This is a genomic window from Terribacillus saccharophilus (assembly GCF_002272745.1).
GTDB classification, from domain to species: Bacteria; Bacillota; Bacilli; order Bacillales; family Amphibacillaceae; genus Terribacillus; species Terribacillus saccharophilus_B.
Genome location: NZ_NPBD01000001.1, coordinates 100,601 through 119,017, shown reverse-complemented (window position 1 = coordinate 119,017; position 18,417 = coordinate 100,601). Strand labels below are relative to the sequence as shown.

The window sequence follows — 18,417 nt, the reverse complement described above, 5'->3', positions numbered from 1 at the left end:
ACAGGATAATGCATTGTATGTGCAGAACCCAAAAAGGAAAGGGCGCATACCTAAACTACTTAAACAAAATCCTTCACTGCATAACGTTTCCCGTTTTCAATTTCACTTCCAGTTAGGACATCGGCTAGTACACCCGCGACAAACATCGGATCCCTAAGCGACTTGTTCTTTACATAATCCTTGAACTTCTGTACGTCTTGGAATTTTTCCGGTTCGCTCGAACGTATATCCGCCTGCATATCCGTGTCCATAATGCCGGGATTATAAGCGATAGCGATATTATTGGTACCAGCTTCTGCCTCTTCAAGAGCTACTGTTTCCGTGTAGCGGTTCAGACCAGCTTTCGATGTACTATAAGCACTCCAGCCATGCACAGAGCGTTCCGCTGCACCGGAGGTAACATTAACGATAACAAGCGGGATGTTATACGTTTTAGCATATTTGAGAAAAGTAGAGCATGCCAGCATTGGCGCAGTTAAATTGATGGCCATATGTGCTTCCCATTCAGAGAGACTGTATGCATCAGCCGGCGCAATCGGACCCACCACACCGGCATTGTTGATCAAGTAAACAGTATCATCGGCTTTTGTAAAAATGTCTTCTGCTAATTTCTCAAAAACCTTCGCACAAGCTGCTGTATCCTGCAAGTCACCATAACGGTATGTATAACTGGCATTATCCTTTCCTTCATAAGAAGGCAGATTGTCACTATTCTTCCTTGCAACTCCAATTACTTGAATTCCTTTTTCCATCATTTTCTTGGCGATTGCTTCCCCTAACCCGCGAGAAGCCCCTGTCACTACTGCTGTTTTCATTTTCTCTCCTCCAATTCCTCTAATATAGCTGGGATCTCTGCATAGATATTGACGATTTCTGTTATAGGCATGCGCACCAATCCGCTTGAAGACGGCGCAACAAATTCTATTACATCTTGCGTCACCGAAGACTCCTGAATTCCCCAGCCAGTCTGTTTCACCTTACTGTATTGTTGGTAAACACCTTTGCCGACAAAACAAGCCACTTGCGGACGATAATAAGACAGTTTTTCACGGAGCAGCTGCGCGCCTTCTATGTATTCTTCCTTGGTTATATCTGCTGCGGCCTTGGTCGGCCTTGCTACTATATTCGTAAACCCTATCCCCTTACTTAGCAGATCCTGATCTTCAAAAGGTTCACATTTCCGCTCTGTAATGCCTGCTTGATATAGGATATTCCAGAAACGGTTATTCCGATTCGCGTAGTGATGACCAGTTTCACTTGAGCGTACACTCGGATTGAAGCCGATGAACAAAAGCCGCAGTCCTTTTTCTATATGATCCGGTATTGGTTCAAGACCCATTTCAGCACCTCCGCTATGTCTTACATTGTAGCTTGAGGGTCCTAAAGACGCAAAAAAAGCACAGTTTCAGCTGTGCTTTTCTCAGTTTTCGATATAAATTGCCTGGCTGCCAAGCTGCTCCCAAGCCTTTTCGAAATTTTCCCGATCCACTTCCTGGTCTTTCTGGCCATATGGATTATTGACGAATACAGTATCTTCTGTATAACCTGTGACTGCAACGCTATGAACGCTGTAGGTTATATCGACCTCTCCATTTGGCGTGTCCCATGTTTCCATGTCATTAACCGGAGCCAGATTTGCAGTTGTAATGATCCAGACTGGATTGCCATTGTCCAATGGTTTGTAAATAGCATCTTCGACCGATTTCCCAGTCATATCGACTGCTTTATCACCGGCTACTTCTTTTGCTACATCCATAACTGGTCCATGATAAACGCCAAGTCCTGGTCCATTCGGCATGTCTCCGACAAACCCCTCATTTGGATCGCCATGAAGACCGTTGTCATAATTCAGCGGAACGTTTGCAATTTGATCGGCCAAGTCATTCTTTGTCACATCGTATCCTGCATACAGCAGGACCATCGCCAAGCTCGTTACCTCACAACCATTATATAATCGTGGTGCATCCATTTGATTAAGAATCGGCACATCTAAAGGCCCTTCCTCAACAGCTGATATCTTCGGTGTATCTTCTTTGTTCGTAACCTCTGTTTTTCTTGTTGCAGTCCCTGATTCCGCTCGCAAATCATCCGAACGGTTCTGGTAAGTAAGAACTGCCAAGACAAGAGCAATTGCTGCCAGGCTCACTAAGATTACGACATATATATTTTTCATACATTTCTCTCCTATTGGATGGCTAGTTAGAAATCATGACACTAATTATAAAGTAGCCAAGCTAACGATTACAATATACATGATTATTTTAATAAGATTTAGGACAAATGCCATACTAAACAGGAGGTGATTGGAAATGAGCAGAAAAAAAAGCCAGAATGAAAAAGCATCTACCAGTGTAAACAGACAAGGATTGTCAGAAGACGAAGCAAATCAAGAACCGAAAAGCCAGCTGGAGCAGCGTGCTAAAAAAAAGAACACGAAAATATAAGAAAAACAGCCTCTAATGAGGCTGTTTTTTATTTTTTCCGTGCTACGACGAACCAAAGCTGGGCATCCTGTTCTGCACCTGCTTTAAAATCAACACGCTGTTTATGAAGTGTCATCTCGACAACTTGATAATGATCCTCAAGCAGTGCATACAATTCTTCTTCGTGGAAGAAATGCGCAATCCGGTCATGTACGAAGAATGTATCCTTTTCCAATTCCACACCAGCACCATACAGCTTCTCATCTCTTGCTGACAAGCAAGAGAAAATCAACAATCCATCCTTGCGCAGCAAAGATGTGAAATGGGCTAGTAGTTGTTCACGTTCTTCTTCTGTGTACATATGAAGTATACTCGATAGATAAACACCGTCAAATCTTTCTGTCGAAGAAAACGGTAAATTCAAATAATCCCCAACAAAATGATTTACATTAGCCAATCCGACTGCCTTTGCATGACTGCTGGCACGCTCGATTGCCACTTCTGATATGTCACAAGCTGTCACTTCAAATGCATATTCCCCAAAGAAGTTGCTATTCCTTCCATATCCGCATCCTGGTACGAATAACTGCTTCGCTTGATCCGCCGCAAAATATGGATAAGCCATGACAGCTGATGGTGTTGCTTCCGTTCCCCAAATGTCCCCTGCTTCAAAACGACTATTCCAATATGTTTGTAACATCATACTCATAGCGCCATTTCCCCCAGCATAGAGTTATATATACTTTCGGTAAATTATTTTACAAAGAATTTACTAAGCATAGTGTAACATTTTTGGACAAGGTTGAAAGGTTTATTTTCAAAAAAGATTGTAAAGAAATAATCACTACAAATTGTGCATTTCTTCACTTATTCCCACTCTTCCCGAAGCAGTCCCATTCGAATAGAATCATAATACTCCCCATTATAATATCTGCATTTCCTCATACGTGCTTCCATCGTCATACCAAGCTTTTTTCCTAGTCTCACCATCCGCTTATTCCCTGACCAAGTTGTATAGCCTACCCTCACAATTGGCAGCGTGTTGAATAGATGTGTAATCCAGTGCCGGAGTGCAGCTGTCCCGTAACCTCCATTCCAATAAGCAGGATCATAGATTGTGATGCCCATCTCCAGCCACTTGGAAGGCTCATGTTCCCAGTAATAGCCTACCGTCCCAATAACAGTTCCATCTGTTTCTATCACCCATTGATCCGGGGACTCTTCTCCGTAGCGGAAGCTGGCCAAAAATTCATCCTTTGGCACGTGAACAAAAGAGAAGTAAGGTGCATCCCACTTCTTCCACTCTGGCTCTTTTTCTCCATATTTCAGCTTCCAAAGAATCGGACCGTCTTCTTCTCTCGCTGGTCTGATTTTTACATCAGTCATCGTGTATTTCCTCCATTCGTACAAGCGGCCACAGCCGCTGCCAATTTTTCTGTTTTATTCTTTTCAGATAGATAGGATGATAGCTAGTACCCTTTTTGTATAAAGGAGTAGGTGCAACCCGGAAAACAAGTAAATCTTCCACTCCGTATGGCGCAAGCAATCGCAGCTCCTCTGCCTCAATAGTAACACCTATACTAGTAGCTGTTTCTGGGTAGCAGGCAATCGCATGCTCTGTATCTCGATAAGCAGGCATCCTATTGACTTCATGCATTCTGGCCTGGTTTTTCACTGACCATGGTACACCTGGTATCATTTGCAGCAGCATATTTTCATATTTCTTTTCTGTTACTTCATCTGTATCAGAAGCATCAAAATACACGACATCTACATCCAGAAGCGGAGTACGCCGTATATACCCATGTTGGACATCCCAAACCTTCGATCTGACAAAACCGGCACTTATACAGAAATCAGGCAGTTGTAACCTTGCTGCTGCGCCGAGTACTTCCATCATCCATTTGTCTTGTCTGATAGCTTTTAGTACATCTTCTTCTGTTTTAAGCATCTATTAACTCAGCATGTATCTTATTTAGGCTCATACCGATACACCTCCAAATCGACACGGCCGTTCAAAATTTCCAGCCCTTCTTCATACAATCTCTCCAGCTGTTCATTGCGTGTCTCTTCATGTTGGATCTTCATTTTTCCATCAGCACTGATGACGCGATGCCACGGGAGATCATATTTCCGGCTCATGCTATGTAATATTCGGGATACTTGTCTAGCTCCACGTGCTTTACCTGCTGCTGCACCGATTTGGCCGTAGGTCATTACTTTCCCTTTTGGTATCGATTTAATGATACAAATCACATTCTCGGTGAAGGGATCCATCATATACCCTCCTTTTTTAGAACTATCTGTCAATTAGTATAGCAAACTTCCAGCTGCTGTGAAATTCACATGGAAATATGATAGACTCTATCTAAATAGTCTAAGTAGGTCAACTTCTGTTTAACATCATGCTGGACGGGCTATGTAGTAAACGAGAGGAGAATTTGTGATGAAGCATATTGTATTTTTTGACGCAAGCTGCCCACTTTGTTCGACTGCAAAGCAAGTAATCCAAAAATTAGACTGGCTAGATAACGTGAAATGGATTCCAGTACAAAATATCGAGAATTACGAGCGTTTCCGTTTCCTTGCCAAAGGTGATGTTTATGACCGTATTCATATGATGTCTTTCAAAGGTGATATCTACAAAGGACATGAAACTGTTAAAAAAGTTTTGACGCTATTACCTGTTACCGCAGTGTTAGGATGGATTCTGCATCTTCCGTTCCTTGACCCTTATTTGGAATCCCTATATAAATGGGTGTCTGATAACCGCCATGACTGGTTCGGCACAAAACAACTGAAAGCAATTTAAAAAGAAGGGGCAGCTGCCCCTTCTTTTTTATAGATACTTCTTCAATACTCGTTTTCCTTCATAGCTGAATAACACATGTTTTCCTTCGATATACGTCTCCATATGAACGAACCGTCCCCATAACTGATAAAAGTAAGGCAATGTCCGCTCAAGATACGTCAAATCTAATTCGACACCTTCATAATGATGCTTCAGATACAGCTCACCATTAGACATGTAATCACCGTCTGTTACGGTCAAATAAGGAAAACCTCCATTCACCCGCATCGTGATCAACTGATCACGTACCGCTTCCCAGTCTTTATCGGTGATTTTATATTCATTGCCTTGCTTCTGGAACAAATACATATCTTCGCGGTACACAAGATCTTTAGTCAGGTAATTTCGCAGGAAGGAGATATCCGATTCTATTTCCCGAACCTCAAACATCTTCTCCCTGCCGGAGCCTGGCTTCACACCATACCGTTTCATTTCTTCGGTTGGATTGTCGAACCGCTCTTCGATATCTTCAAAAATCTTGATGCCAAGATAATATGGATTAATCTGTGATGGAGACGGCTGGACAACACCAGCATTGAGCTTTGCATATTCGATTGCTTCATCACTTGTCAGATCCATCTCACGGAGAATACGAGCATGCCAGTAGGAAGCCCAGCCTTCATTCATGATCTTTGTCTCAAGCTGCGGCCAGAAATACAGCATTTCCTCCCGCATCATTGTCAGGATATCCCGCTGCCAGTCTTCCAAAGTTCGGCTGTATTCCTCTATGAACAGAAGAATATCTTTTTCCGGACGAGGAGGAAATGTTTTACGTTTTCTTTCATTTTTATCTTTTGATTTACCTCGGTCAACAAACCAAAGATCATCATATTCCGTCGCTCTTTCCGGACTTTCTTCTAACTCATCATCAGCTTCCCAACCAAGCTTCGGACGCAGCAAGGACGGATCGATATGCTCCTGAATTGCTAGTACGGCATCGAGGAAGTCCTCGACCTCCTTCTTGCCGAACTCTTTTTCATATGCAGCGACTCTCTCTGCGGTAGCCGCCATACTATCAACCATATTCCGATTTGTATTTTGGAATCGGACATTATTTTTAAAGAAATCACAATGGGCAAGCACATGGGCGACAATCAATTTATTCTGAACAAGACTATTGGAATTTAATAAGAAGGCATAACAAGGATTGCTATTGATAACAAGCTCATAAATCTTACTCAAACCAAGGTCATATTGCAGCTTCATTTTATGAAATTGTTTCCCGAAGCTCCAATGCGTGAATCTCGTCGGCATTCCATAAGCACCAAATGTATAAATGATGTCAGCAGGACAGATTTCATAGCGCATCGGGTAGAAATCCAGACCGAAGCCCTTTGCGATTTCCGTTATTTCCCCAATTGCCCTTTCCAATGCGTGTGTGTCGGATTGCAGCACGGGCTTTCTCCCCTTTGTACGTAATAGTACTCATACATATGCTATGAAGGCAGAAAAAAGACACCCATTCGGGTGTCTTTTTTCACTCGCTCGCTTTTTGGTAATAATAAACCAGTGTCTCCATCCCTTTATCAAAGCTTTCTAGCGGGAAGCTTTCATTCGGGGAGTGCAGTCTGTCCTCTGGTGTTCCAAAGCCAAGCAGAACTACTGGCATCTTGTAAACTGTGTCAATCCATTCGACAACTGGAATCGATCCGCCCATACGGACGAAGACTGTTTCCTTACCGAAGGCCTGTGTCAGACTTTCCGCAGCTTTTTGGATCAGCGGATGATTCGGATCTACTTTATATGCTTTCGCTTTGAAAGGTTCCGGTCTCACTTCAACACGCACGCCAGCAGGCGCATGCTTCTCGATATGTGCTGTAATTTTCTCCACGATATCAACTGGATCTTGTCCAGGAACGAGACGACTCGTAATTTTTGCTGTCGCCTCAGCAGGGATGATCGTTTTCGTGCCTTCTCCTTGGTAACCGCCGTACATGCCGTTGATTTCCAAAGTCGGACGAGCCATTGTATGCTCCTTGGCACTGTATCCTTTTTCAGAAACTGCTTCTGGTACACCGACTGTCTGGACAAAATCTTCTCCCGGAGCTTGAGCCATCAGTTTACGTTCTTCCTCAGGCAATTCCTCTACACCATCATAGAAACCTTCTACTTGAATAACTTCTTCCTCATCCTTCAAAGAACTAAGAATATGAGCCAATGCCTGCAGCGGATTACGGACAGCACCGCCATACATACCGGAATGCAAATCACGATCTGGTCCGTACACAGAGAATTCAAGTGCTGCTGCACCTTTCAAGCCATAAAGCATCGTTGGCTGCCCTGCTTCGACCATGCCTGAATCGCTGATGATGGCAAAATCGGCTTGGAATTGTTCTGTCTGCTCATGCAAAACTGCATGTAGATTCGTACTTCCGATTTCTTCTTCACCTTCGATACATACTTTTACATTGATAGGCAGCGCGCCTTCTGTTTTCATAAAAGCTTCGAACACTGCTAGGTGCATGAATACTTGACCTTTGTCATCACTTACGCCTCGGGCATAAATCCGTCCATTTCGTTCTGTTGGTTCGAATGGCTCGCTATCCCAAAGCGGAAGCGGATCTGCCGGTTGAACATCATAATGTCCGTAGAAAAGTGCAGTCGGTTTATCTGGACCTGCACCAAGCCATTCACCCGTTACGATAGGATGACGCTCTGTCTCTTGGATGGTTACCTTATCAAAGCCGATTTCCTTCAAATAGTCAGCCGTAAAGCCGGCTGTCTTTGCAACTTCTTCCTTATATGTACTATCTGTGCTGATACTAGGGATCCTTAGATATGTATAAAGCTTCTCCAGCAATTTCTCACGATTTTCCTGTAAATAAGCGACAACTTGATTCGTCATATATGCCACCCTTTCCTTTTCTTACTAGTGTAGCATAAATCGGTTGTTTCTTGTTTAGCTTGTACCTGCTGGTGGAATTTAATAAGAAATACAAAGTTACGTCAGGAGGAGAACAATGGGTAATGTATTGATTGTTGCAACAAACCACGACAGCCTGAAACAGACGCCCCATACAACAGGACTCTGGTTCAGCGAACTGACGAATTTTTACGACAAGCTAAAGACACGTCATGTCATGACAGTTATCAGTCCAAAAGGTGGTAATATACCTATAGATCATCGCAGCCTCACAGGTTTGTTCAAAAGCCATAAGCTGCGTAAGTACTACCGCGCTCCGGGGTTTAGAAGACTACTTGAGAACAGTCTTTCCCCTAAAGAAGTGAATGCTGCTGATTATGATGCCATTTATTTCACTGGAGGCCACGGTACGATGTGGGATTTCCCTGAAAATAAAGAACTGCAGCAGCTAACTAGAGACATCTATGAAAATGGCGGTATTGTTGCCGCAGTTTGTCATGGCCCTGCTGCACTGCTGAATGTAAAATTGTCTGACGGGACTTATTTATTGCAAGATAAGACAGTCACAGGTTATTCCGACCGTGAAGAAACAGCTAGTCTGAACAAGCACGAAATCCCCTATAGCTTGGAAGAGCAGCTTAAAATACGTGCACTTACTTACCATAAAGCAAAAGTGCCTTTCAAAGGACATGTAGAAGCTGATGACAGACTGATTACCGGCCAAAATCCAGCCAGTGTAAAAGATGTTGCAAAAGCAGTTATCAAGCGAATCGAACAAAAGGAATTTGCCGAACATCCTCGTTCCTTCCGCGCTGTATTGCGAATTCCAGAAGAAGAACAAATCCTAAGAAGAAAGCCAGCTCCGTAATCGGAGCTGGCTTTTATCAATCTTCCATTGCTTGCTTCAAATCTTCAATCAAATCTTCACTATCTTCAATACCGACACTGATTCGGACTAAACCATCTGTAATTCCTAATTCTGCTCTGCGCTCCTGCGGAATGGATGCATGCGTCATTTTAGCAGGAAGGGAAATAAGACTTTCGACTGCGCCGAGGCTCTCCGCCAAAATGAAAAATTTCGTTTTACGCAGTACTTGATCTGCTTTTTCAGCACTTCCTACATCAAAGGAGATCATACCGCCAAAGCCTTCAGCTTGGCTCGCAGCAATGTCGTGGCCTTTATGTTCAGGCAGACCAGGATAATAAATCGTACTCACTCCTGGATGAGATTTTAGGAAATCGACTAACTTGGCACTGTTCTTCTCGATCGCTTCCATGCGGATACCGAGTGTTTTGATCCCGCGAAGAAGCAGCCAGCTGTCCTGAGGTCCAAGTACAGCACCAGCTGAATTCTGGATGAAGTGCAGTTCTTCGGCTAGCTTATCATCGTTTACGGCTACAAGGCCCGATACGACATCGCTATGACCGCCGATATATTTCGTCGCACTGTGGAGTACAATATCAGCACCCAAGTCAATCGGATTCTGCCAATAAGGTGTAGCGAATGTATTATCAACAATCAGCAGCAAGTCGTGCTTCTTCGCGATTTCTGCCATCTTCTTGATATCTGTAATCTTCAATAACGGATTAGTTGGTGTCTCAACATAAATCGCTTTTGTTTCTGGTTTAATTGCCTGTTCAACTGCTTCCGGTGAACTTGTATCAACAAATGTGTGCCCCAGCTGATAGCGTGTCAGCACCTTTGTCGCAAGACGGTAGCTGCCGCCGTATACATCGTCAGTCATGACAACGTGACTACCCGCTTCAAACAGCATCATAACAGAAGTGATGGCTGCCATACCGGAACTGAATGCAAAGCCTCTTTTACCGTTTTCAAGTGCAGCAATTGTTTCTTCCAATGCATGCCGCGTCGGATTTCCTGTACGGGAATATTCATAGCCTGTATGTTCACCAGGTCCTGGCTGTTTGTAGGTACTTACTTGGTATATAGGCACACTAACTGCGCCCGTCTTTTCGTCCGATGTAATTCCACCGTGAATCATTTTAGTTTTCCGTCTCATCGTAATCCTCCTTGGTAGATCTGCTGGCTGAGGTAGCGCTCACTGCTGTCCGGAAAGATGGTCACTATCGTCGTCCCCGGCTTCGCATGCTCTGCTTCTTTAAGTGCTGCGGTAAAAGCAGATCCAGAGGAACTGCCGACAAGCAGCCCTTCTTTGGCAGCCAGTTCCTTTACGTAATAAAATGCATCGTCATCTGTAATCGTATGAATTGCATCAAAATATGCTGTATCCATATAATCAGGTAAAAACTCCATGCCTATACCTTCTGTACGGTGAGATCCCGGAGCTCCTCCATTCAGGATGGAGCCCTCCGGCTCTACAATAACTGTCTTCACATCCGGATTCTGATCCTTTAAGTAGCGCGCGGTTCCCATGAACGTACCGCCTGTGCCGCCGCCCGCTACAAAGATATCAACATTTCCTTTGAGGTCACGCCATATTTCCGGACCTAGCGTTTTATAGTATGTTTCTGGATTAGCAGGATTAGCAAATTGCTGCGGGCAATAACTATTAGGAATTTCGTCCAGCAGCTCTTTCGCCTTTTTGATGGCACCTGTCATCCCTTCGAATGTCGGTGTATTAATCACCTTAGCCCCAAGCGCACGCATCAGCTCTTGTTTTTCCTGGCTGAATTTCTCTGGTACGCAGAAGATTACGGAAACCTTGCGTTTCAATGCCGCAAGTGCAATGCCAATGCCCGTATTACCCGCTGTCGGTTCAATGATCGTACCGTTTTCCTTCAGTTTCCCTGTCCGGAACGCTTCGTTTATCAAATTGACACCAAGACGATCCTTCACACTTCCTCCAGGGTTATAAAACTCCAGTTTCGCAAATAAACGAACTCCCTCTGGAAGAGAAAAGTTCGTTATTTGCACAATCGGTGTATTCCCAATCAGATCATGTACTGAATTGTAAACAGCCATTTTCTCCCTCTATTCAGCAAAAACTTGACGCCATTCGTCTTTTTTGGAAAGCATTTCTTTCGCAATCTCCTGTGCACCTTCCAGGCTGTGGTTAGCTGCCCAGCCGCACTGCACTTCATTGCAAGCAGGAACTTCTGTAGCATCGAGCACATCTTGCAGTGTTTTTTCTAAAGCTGTAAGGATGTCATCATAGCTGTCGTTGTTCAAGATAGAAACATAGAATCCAGTCTGGCAGCCCATAGGACCGATATCAAGGATATTTTCGATATTATTACGGATGTTTTCCGCCATCAAATGCTCCAAAGAATGCAAACCTGGCATTTCCATATACTCTTTGTTTGGCTGCTTGAAGCGGATATCATATTTGTATACTTTATCGTGCGCTCCCTCTGTAATACCAACTAAACGTACATAAGGTGCAGCAACTTTAGTATGGTCTAGGTTGAAGCTTTCTACGTTCATTTTCTTTGTCATGATTATCTCTCCCTTACGCTTTTTCTGCTGTGATCAAGTAGACGAAGCGGTTCATTTGCTTAAATGTAACATGAAATCCGTGTGTTTGAAAAATGTTACGAAGTACTTGCATCGTCGTATAATATTCCGTCGTCAAATCCTGGACAAGTCTGTCATAGCCCTTATCCTTCTCTTCCTGAATCAGCTGGTCACGGTTCTCTTCACTTGAGAATACCGTATCAGCAAATATTACTTTCCCGCCTTTAGGTAGCAGCTTTGAATACCTAAAGATTGCCTGCTCCTTCTCCTCATCTGTCAGATGGTGGAAGGCCCACGTACTAACGATGGCTGAGACCTCGTGATGAAGATCCGGAAAGGAAAGAAAATCACCGTCCACTATTTGGAGCTGCGGAAATTTTCGGGAAGCATGCTCGCGCATTTCTTTAGAAGGTTCTATACCAGTAACATTCAGTCCTTTTGCTAACAGCTTTTCGGAAAGATTGCCTGTTCCAACACCGAATTCCAGTGTGTTTCCTTCTGCAGCATCTGCGACTGTTTGCAGAATTTCGTTGTATTTATCAAATACTTCTTTATATTGTGGATCCTGACCAGTAACCGTATCATCATACGTTTCTGCCCATTCATCGAACATATCGATAAATTCGCGGCCCATTTCATCACCTCAAGTGTAATATCTTAAATATCCGAGTAAACGAATAAGAATTATCATGTTTATGACAGAAGGATACCATAGTACCCCAGTTTATTCAATGAAAAGTTATGATGTCAGTCATATATCCCCCTTTTTAGGAATACAAGATCACAACTATAAAAATAGTGGAAAAGTTACAAATTCATACTATATAATAAGGAGGAGAGGAGTGGTCGTCATGATCGATCTGCGTAGCGATACGGTCACCAAACCATCAGAAGCGATGCGAAAAGCTGCTTATGAAGCAGAAGTCGGAGATGATGTCTATGGAGAGGATCCAGCTGTAAATGAGCTAGAGGAAACGGTTGCCGATTTACTTGGAAAGGAAGCCGCACTATTCGTACCAAGCGGTACTCAGGGGAATCAAATCGCAGTACTATCTCATTGCAACCCTGGTAATGAAATCATCCTTGAAGAGGAATCTCATATCTTCCTCTATGAAGGAGCAGCTACATCCATTTTTGCAGGTGTGCAGACACGTACACTGAAAGGTCAACGCGGCGCGATATGTCCAGAAGGATTAGCTGCTGCTATTCGCAAAGACGATATTCATTTTCCGGAAACAGGCCTGATTTGCTTGGAAAATACGCATAACAAAGCAGGCGGAGCTGTCATCCCAATCGAAAATATGATGGTAATTGCTCAAATAGCACGCGAACATCGAATTCCAATTCACTTGGATGGCGCGCGTTTGTTTAATGCCTCTGTAGCTTCCGGTATTAGTGTAGCAAAGTATGCACAGCTAACAGATACTGTCCAGGTTTGTTTATCCAAAGGCTTAGGAGCTCCTGTTGGTTCTGTTCTGGCAGGATCTGAAATTTTCATTAATAAAGCTAGAAAATGGAGAAAACGTCTTGGGGGCGGCATGCGACAAGCCGGTATCCTGGCAGCACCTGGTCTTGTTGCCCTGCGTGAAAATGTAGAGCGTCTTGCCGATGACCACGAAAATGCTAAGCTATTGGCAGATGGTCTTGCTGAGATCGACGGTATTGAAATAATGAATAAAGTCGAAACGAATATTGTACTTGCTGATGTACAAGGTACTGGTATGACAGCGGACGCATATGTACAGCTGCTCAAGGAACAGCAAGTATTGGCAAATGCTTTCGACCCTTATAGTGTTCGTTTTGTTACACATTATGACGTTGGTAAAGGTGCAATAAAGAAAGCTTTGGCAGTTGCTTCATCACTTTCGAAACAGCCAAATTGAAGAAAGGCTCCCAATGGGAGCCTCTTTTTTATCTTTCGTTATTCGGGAAGACACGATTCAGCATATTGCCGAATTCAAGGAAGAAGCCTTTTACTGGCTGACCTTCATCAATTTTGTTGTTGTAGTCCTTTGCCATTCCCAGAAAATCTGGATCTGCGGATACGTATACGTTGTCGATATCTTCATCCACTGATTTCACTGCTTTTTCTACATCTTTTTTCATCTTGTCTGTTACTTCATTGTTATTGTTATCACCAGTTGCTGTGTTTCCCATACCATTGTTTCCTGAATTGTCATTATCGTTCTTCATATCAACGGCTACAAAAGCATTGTTGTCAGTTGTAAATACATATGCATCATCTACACCTTCAACTTCTTTTACTTTTTTAGCTACATCATCTGCAACTTGGTAACGAGGCTGCTGATCGTCACCATTCTTCTGGCGGTCGTCAACATCCATTGTGTTGTCACTATTCCGGTGCACCAAGTTGTTGTCTGTATTGTTGTAGCGTGTCGGTTCAACATTGCCATTTCTGCCCATGCCTGTATCATTGTCATTGTCGTTCTGACAAGCTGTAAGTGTGATGGCAGCAAGGGCAGCCATGCTGATTAATTTCCATTTTTTCATTGGTGTTCCTCCTTTGATTTGCCATACTGCGCTTAGTATGTACGGATTTTTTCACCCTATACAAAGGAGGAAGCGTGCTGCTTATATCTGCCAGCAATGTTCCTGCTGATTGGAGAGATACTATCTATACCCTGACAGGAAGGGGATAGCGCAATGAAAGTCCAGGATTACGAAAAAGCACTGCTATTTACGATTTGGGGACAGTGGGATGATCTGCTTGTCCTCATGGTACGCACGAAGGATGATCTGCTTTCCAAGCGGATTGAAATCTTCCTGCACGCCTTTCATTATCCCTCCGAACAGCACACCGTCGTGAAATCACATGAAGAGTTAATTCAATATATCGATCATGCCTTAGGTCATACAACTCTGTATGCTTTGGACATGTAAAATAAGACTCGGGCACTTAGCTCGAGTCTTATTCATTCCCTCATTGATCTTCCGGCGTCTCGCTCTCCAGATTCTTGAACTTTAATTCGAATAAGTCTTTGCGGCGATCATGCAAATGACGTACAGTCCCTGTCTTACGCTGTCGCTGCAATATCTCCAAATCAACATCGCCGACAACGACTGTCTCTATATTCGGCGGGCATTCTCCAACAATGCCATCCCGCGCAAATTCAAAATCAGAAGGTGTGAAAATACCGGATTGGGCATATTGAATATCCATATTTTCTACTTGGGTCAAGTTACCGACAGTTCCTGCGATTACTGTATACACTTGGTTTTCGACCGCGCGCGCCTGTGCACAATAGCGCACCCGTAAGTATCCCTGACGATCATCCGTACAGAACGGAACGAAAATGATATTTGCCCCTTGATCAACCGCATAGCGCGCCAGCTCTGGAAATTCGATATCATAACAAATCTGTATTGCAATACGCCCGCAATCTGTATCAAATACCTTTACTGTGTCACCAGGCTGGATGCCCCACCATTTTCTCTCGTTCGGAGTGACATGTATCTTGTACTGCTTCTCAATTGTGCCATCCCGACGGAATAAATAGGCGATATTATAAATATGATCGTCCTCTTCCACAAAGTGTGAGCCTCCGACAATATTGACATTGTAACGAACAGCTAGACTTGTGAATAGCTCGATATACTGCTCCGTGAATTCAGATAATTTACGAACCGCTTTAGAAGGCACTTTCTCCTCTAAGAAGCTCATGAGCTGGGTTGTAAAGATTTCCGGAAATACAGCAAAATCAGATCCGAAATCGTAAGCAACATCCACATAATATTCCACTTGCCGTGCAAATTCTTCAAAGGATTCGATTTGCTTCATCATATATTGAATTACCGTAATTCGAACCGGATAAGACGTCTTGAAATGACGTTTTGACTTTGCATGATATTCAATATTATTCCACTCCATCAAGGTAGCGAAAGTAGCGGATTGCTTGTCATCGGGCAAATAGTCGCGATTGATCCGCATCACACGGAATCCATTCATCATTTGGAAGGTAAGTACAGGATCATAGATATTCTGCGCTTCTACCTCCTCGACATACTGCCGCGGTGTCATTTCTTGCTTGTACTTATGGTAATTCGGGATTCTTCCGCCGATGATGATGCTTTTCAGGTTCATCTCTGCGGCCAGTTCCCTCCTCGCCTCATAAAGACGCTTCCCAATCTTCATACCGCGATAATCCGGATGGACCATGACCTCAATGCCATACAAATTAAAACCATCCGGATTATGGTTCGTGATATATCCTTCATCGGTGATGTCATCCCATGTGTGATGATCATCGTATTCATTGAAATTGACAATCAAGCTGGAGCAGCTGCCAATGATCTTGCCGTCAACTTCAACACAAAATTGACCTTCTGGAAATATTTCGATATGACTTTTCAAATGGCTTTTCTTCCAAGGCTCCATGCCCGGAAAGCACACTTTCTGCATGTCCAGGATTTGATCAATATCTGCTTCCGTAATATTACGTAAAACAACCTTCTTCTCAAACTGCGACAAATCAAGTTCAGACATAGTAGGTATCCTCTCTATTCAGCAAAGTTCACTACTGTTTTTACCCTTACTAATATACATGTAGTCCTATTATGTGCTAAAAGTCTGGCTAGAATTGATATCCCCCCGCTCGGAATACCTACTTCGATCCTAAAAAGGCTTAGTGGTCGTTATTTTCTCTATGTCTTTCATCGTAATTTTCATCACGTGAATCCCTATTATGGTCATTATCTTTTTCATTTCCTTGCTCTCTCGCAGAGGAGTGTTTACTTTCATCGCGTTCCCTGCTTTTATTACTATAATCATTTGTTTGATTTTCTTTTTGTTTCTTCGATTCTTCTTTTGCCAGCTGCTTTTCTTTCGCTCTAGATTCCTTCTGAGCTTCTCTCAACTGCTTTTCAGCTTCTTTTGCTCGCTTTTTTTCATCTTTGTTTTGTTTGTCTGCTTCTTTTGCTTTTTCTTTATCTTCTTTCATTGTTTCTCTTGAACGCACAGCTTCTTCGTTCTTTTTCTTTTCAGCTGGCGCTTTAAGCGGTTTGGCTTCTGCCTGTTCCGCCTCTGCTTTCACTATATCTGCTTGTTGATCCGCTTTCTCTCTCTTTTCTGCGGGGGTTGTAACAGCATGCACAGGCTCTGTGTCAGGGTCCTCTTTGGTCTGAAGGGAAGTCTCTTCCGCTTCTGTTCCATCTTCTTTCACATCATCTTTATAAAAATCTTTAATAATAGCTGAATCTGATTGTGTAAGAGTAGGTACAGATTTGGATGAGTCTCCTTCGAGGATGGACTCAGCCATGATTTCATTCATGGATTTTTGCTCATCCTGCGCTGTTTCGCGTACCTTATCAGGTACTTGATAGGAAGCAATATGTAATGTGTCGTTAAAACCATTGATCGACCCCTCTAAAATATTTGTCAGCTGCTTGTCTTCTTGCTTGGCATCAATATAATTCACACCAATAATAATACTTTCCGAGTCAGCTAAAAGACCTAAGTCACTCGATATTCGCAAAATACTGGCTGCAACTGTCTCAACGTCCTCACCCTGCCAATCATCCAGATTAGCGAGGACCGTTTTCGCATCTTCGTTCAAAGCTGCCACAGAGACGACATCCATACGGTTATTCACTTTCAATTCAATGCTCGGATTGAAATCCAAACTGACATAAGCGTATGCTTTGTTGCCGTTAAACCAGGAATAAACCGGGAATAATGCCAGAACAAATACAAGCACCAATACAGCAACACGCATGAAATTCTTCATGGAAGGTGTCCAATGATTGATTCTTGTTCTCCGAACCAGTTCCTGTGCACTAAATTCGATTTCTTGCCCGATCTCTGCCTGCCCTTGCGCACTGATTTCCAGGAATGTGCCTTCACTGGTCAGCACAATCGTGCTCCGGCGGCTTTGCTTCACGACGACTCCTCTCTTCACTAACTCACCCCCTTCATGTAGTCCTTCAGGTAGATATAATCCTCGCTCAGTATAATGAAAATAGCGAGAATATACTTCCTGTTCCTTTCCAACGTCTTCTTGCTTACTGTTACCTTTTCGACAAGCTGCTTAATCGGGATTTTCTTCTTTCTCATTACATAATCCCGCAGCTCATAATCCTTATGAAGAATCTTCGCTGCTTCGATTGCCGATTGCCTTGCATCACGATGCTTTGGTGCAACCTGGATCAGCTCCTGAAAGGATAGCTTATATTCCTTCAGTTTCTTGTCGTACTCCTCGATTTCAGCACGACGATACCACGCTTCTGTTTCCTGATTATAAGCTGTCTGCGCAGCTTCAGCTTCCCTCGGATTCTCACTGTCATCTTCATACAGCTCATCCAGCGAAGCAGCAGGAAGACGAATCCGCTCACGTCTGATGTAATCGATTGTCTTTCGTTTGATCACAAGCTTTGCAAATGAAAGGAAAGAACTCCCTTTGTCATCTGCATAAGCTAGCATCGCTTCATTGAAAGCAGAAAGGCCGATACTAAATTCTTCATCCTTGGAAGGATCGATAAATCTGCGGCAAACCTCGGAAACTGATTTCGCTATGAAAGGCTGATAGTTCTCAATCAGCTCATTCTGCATCTCGGTATTCCCTGCCTGCACTTTTTTGATCTGTTCTTCTAATTTTCCGCGGTTAGGATCATTAGACTGGCGTAGATACAAGACCTATCACCTCCAGCCTTCTATATTTTTCGTAACATAATTGTAATTTTCGGGTGTAACAAGCTAAATTCATTTGTAAATTTCGTATAAATTCATTCGTATTTTTTATATATGACATATGACTTACTCCAATACTTAACCAATATGCCTATCATACAACACTTAGAGTGAAAGCTGCTTCTCAAAATAATTACAAAA

22 protein-coding genes are annotated in these 18,417 nt (G+C 43.2%); 5 read left to right on the top strand and 17 right to left on the bottom strand.

Annotated features, from left to right (window positions below; all coding sequences use genetic code 11):
- Positions 1-59 precede the first annotated feature (59 nt).
- The 3 genes from CHH58_RS00535 to CHH58_RS00525 form a co-directional block, all read right to left on the bottom strand.
- Positions 60-815: an SDR family NAD(P)-dependent oxidoreductase gene (locus CHH58_RS00535; protein WP_095234640.1), complete on the bottom strand. Its 756-nt coding sequence runs from the start codon at positions 813-815 to the stop codon at positions 60-62.
- Complete coding sequence (locus tag CHH58_RS00530) at positions 812-1,339, bottom strand: mismatch-specific DNA-glycosylase (RefSeq protein WP_095233139.1); 528 nt, start codon at positions 1,337-1,339, stop codon at positions 812-814. Before CHH58_RS00530 ends, CHH58_RS00535 begins: the two co-directional genes overlap by 4 nt.
- Before the next feature lie 81 nt (positions 1,340-1,420).
- On the bottom strand, positions 1,421-2,173 hold the full coding sequence (locus CHH58_RS00525; protein WP_095233140.1) for a C39 family peptidase: 753 nt from the start codon (positions 2,171-2,173) through the stop codon (positions 1,421-1,423).
- A 136-nt stretch (positions 2,174-2,309) separates the two neighbouring features.
- Between CHH58_RS00525 and CHH58_RS18120 the strand changes: the two genes are divergently transcribed.
- Positions 2,310-2,444 carry a small, acid-soluble spore protein L gene (locus tag CHH58_RS18120; RefSeq protein WP_141235012.1) on the top strand — a complete coding sequence of 45 codons (135 nt, stop codon included), beginning with the start codon at positions 2,310-2,312 and terminating at the stop codon, positions 2,442-2,444.
- Positions 2,445-2,472: 28 nt separating this feature from the next.
- On the opposite strand, the gene CHH58_RS00520 is transcribed toward CHH58_RS18120, so the two are convergent.
- From CHH58_RS00520 to CHH58_RS00505, 4 genes are all read right to left on the bottom strand, one after another.
- Positions 2,473-3,132, bottom strand: coding sequence for a class I SAM-dependent methyltransferase (locus CHH58_RS00520; RefSeq protein WP_095229756.1), 660 nt, complete (start codon positions 3,130-3,132; stop codon positions 2,473-2,475).
- A gap of 158 nt (positions 3,133-3,290) precedes the next feature.
- Complete coding sequence (locus tag CHH58_RS00515; RefSeq protein WP_095229754.1) at positions 3,291-3,809, bottom strand: GNAT family N-acetyltransferase; 519 nt, start codon at positions 3,807-3,809, stop codon at positions 3,291-3,293.
- A complete protein-coding gene (locus tag CHH58_RS00510; protein ID WP_095229753.1) occupies positions 3,802-4,374 on the bottom strand; it encodes a nucleotidyltransferase family protein in 573 nt (190 codons plus the stop codon). Before CHH58_RS00510 ends, CHH58_RS00515 begins: the two co-directional genes overlap by 8 nt.
- Positions 4,375-4,394: 20 nt before the next feature.
- Positions 4,395-4,703, bottom strand: coding sequence for an MGMT family protein (locus CHH58_RS00505; protein WP_430980802.1), 309 nt, complete (start codon positions 4,701-4,703; stop codon positions 4,395-4,397).
- Positions 4,704-4,869: 166 nt separating this feature from the next.
- Here CHH58_RS00505 and CHH58_RS00500 point away from each other — a divergent pair, with 166 nt between their 5' ends.
- Positions 4,870-5,235, top strand: coding sequence for a thiol-disulfide oxidoreductase DCC family protein (locus CHH58_RS00500; RefSeq protein WP_038559150.1), 366 nt, complete (start codon positions 4,870-4,872; stop codon positions 5,233-5,235).
- Between the two features lie 27 nt (positions 5,236-5,262).
- Here the strand turns inward: CHH58_RS00500 and CHH58_RS00495 are convergent, their stop codons facing one another.
- On the bottom strand, positions 5,263-6,669 hold the full coding sequence (locus tag CHH58_RS00495; protein ID WP_095229750.1) for a SpoVR family protein: 1,407 nt from the start codon (positions 6,667-6,669) through the stop codon (positions 5,263-5,265).
- A gap of 82 nt (positions 6,670-6,751) precedes the next feature.
- Positions 6,752-8,119 (bottom strand): dipeptidase, encoded by a 1,368-nt coding sequence (locus CHH58_RS00490; RefSeq protein ID WP_095234642.1) that lies wholly within the window; start codon positions 8,117-8,119, stop codon positions 6,752-6,754.
- A gap of 115 nt (positions 8,120-8,234) precedes the next feature.
- Here CHH58_RS00490 and CHH58_RS00485 point away from each other — a divergent pair, with 115 nt between their 5' ends.
- Positions 8,235-9,005, top strand: a complete 771-nt coding sequence (locus tag CHH58_RS00485) for a type 1 glutamine amidotransferase domain-containing protein (RefSeq protein ID WP_095229746.1) — start codon at positions 8,235-8,237, stop codon at positions 9,003-9,005.
- Between the two features lie 16 nt (positions 9,006-9,021).
- Here the strand turns inward: CHH58_RS00485 and CHH58_RS00480 are convergent, their stop codons facing one another.
- From CHH58_RS00480 to CHH58_RS00465, 4 genes are read right to left on the bottom strand one after another with little or no spacing between them, the layout of a single operon-like run.
- The gene (locus CHH58_RS00480) at positions 9,022-10,158 is read right to left on the bottom strand and encodes a bifunctional cystathionine gamma-lyase/homocysteine desulfhydrase (RefSeq protein ID WP_095229744.1); all 1,137 of its coding nucleotides are present in this window, start codon (positions 10,156-10,158) and stop codon (positions 9,022-9,024) included.
- Positions 10,155-11,081 (bottom strand): PLP-dependent cysteine synthase family protein, encoded by a 927-nt coding sequence (locus CHH58_RS00475; RefSeq protein ID WP_095229742.1) that lies wholly within the window; start codon positions 11,079-11,081, stop codon positions 10,155-10,157. The genes CHH58_RS00480 and CHH58_RS00475 overlap by 4 nt, the downstream gene beginning before the upstream one ends.
- Before the next feature lie 9 nt (positions 11,082-11,090).
- Positions 11,091-11,555, bottom strand: a complete 465-nt coding sequence (locus CHH58_RS00470) for an S-ribosylhomocysteine lyase (RefSeq protein ID WP_095219559.1) — start codon at positions 11,553-11,555, stop codon at positions 11,091-11,093.
- A 13-nt stretch (positions 11,556-11,568) separates the two neighbouring features.
- A complete protein-coding gene (locus tag CHH58_RS00465) occupies positions 11,569-12,207 on the bottom strand; it encodes a class I SAM-dependent DNA methyltransferase (protein ID WP_095261825.1) in 639 nt (212 codons plus the stop codon).
- Positions 12,208-12,424: 217 nt separating this feature from the next.
- Between CHH58_RS00465 and ltaE the strand changes: the two genes are divergently transcribed.
- The gene (gene ltaE / locus CHH58_RS00460; RefSeq protein WP_095234645.1) at positions 12,425-13,456 is read left to right on the top strand and encodes a low-specificity L-threonine aldolase; all 1,032 of its coding nucleotides are present in this window, start codon (positions 12,425-12,427) and stop codon (positions 13,454-13,456) included.
- 28 nt (positions 13,457-13,484) lie between these two features.
- On the opposite strand, the gene CHH58_RS00455 is transcribed toward ltaE, so the two are convergent.
- Positions 13,485-14,084 carry a YhcN/YlaJ family sporulation lipoprotein gene (locus CHH58_RS00455; protein WP_095229736.1) on the bottom strand — a complete coding sequence of 200 codons (600 nt, stop codon included), beginning with the start codon at positions 14,082-14,084 and terminating at the stop codon, positions 13,485-13,487.
- A 153-nt stretch (positions 14,085-14,237) separates the two neighbouring features.
- Between CHH58_RS00455 and CHH58_RS00450 the strand changes: the two genes are divergently transcribed.
- A complete protein-coding gene (locus CHH58_RS00450) occupies positions 14,238-14,474 on the top strand; it encodes a YhdB family protein (RefSeq protein ID WP_038559122.1) in 237 nt (78 codons plus the stop codon).
- A 40-nt stretch (positions 14,475-14,514) separates the two neighbouring features.
- Here CHH58_RS00450 and CHH58_RS00445 read toward each other — a convergent pair whose 3' ends face one another.
- The 3 genes from CHH58_RS00445 to sigI form a co-directional block, all read right to left on the bottom strand.
- A complete protein-coding gene (locus CHH58_RS00445; RefSeq protein ID WP_095261824.1) occupies positions 14,515-16,077 on the bottom strand; it encodes a bifunctional GNAT family N-acetyltransferase/carbon-nitrogen hydrolase family protein in 1,563 nt (520 codons plus the stop codon).
- A 139-nt stretch (positions 16,078-16,216) separates the two neighbouring features.
- Positions 16,217-17,488 (bottom strand): anti-sigma-I factor RsgI family protein, encoded by a 1,272-nt coding sequence (locus CHH58_RS00440; protein ID WP_095261823.1) that lies wholly within the window; start codon positions 17,486-17,488, stop codon positions 16,217-16,219.
- Positions 17,488-18,219, bottom strand: coding sequence for an RNA polymerase sigma-I factor (gene sigI / locus CHH58_RS00435; protein ID WP_249274992.1), 732 nt, complete (start codon positions 18,217-18,219; stop codon positions 17,488-17,490). The genes CHH58_RS00440 and sigI overlap by 1 nt, the downstream gene beginning before the upstream one ends.
- Between the last annotated feature and the right edge of the window lie 198 nt (positions 18,220-18,417).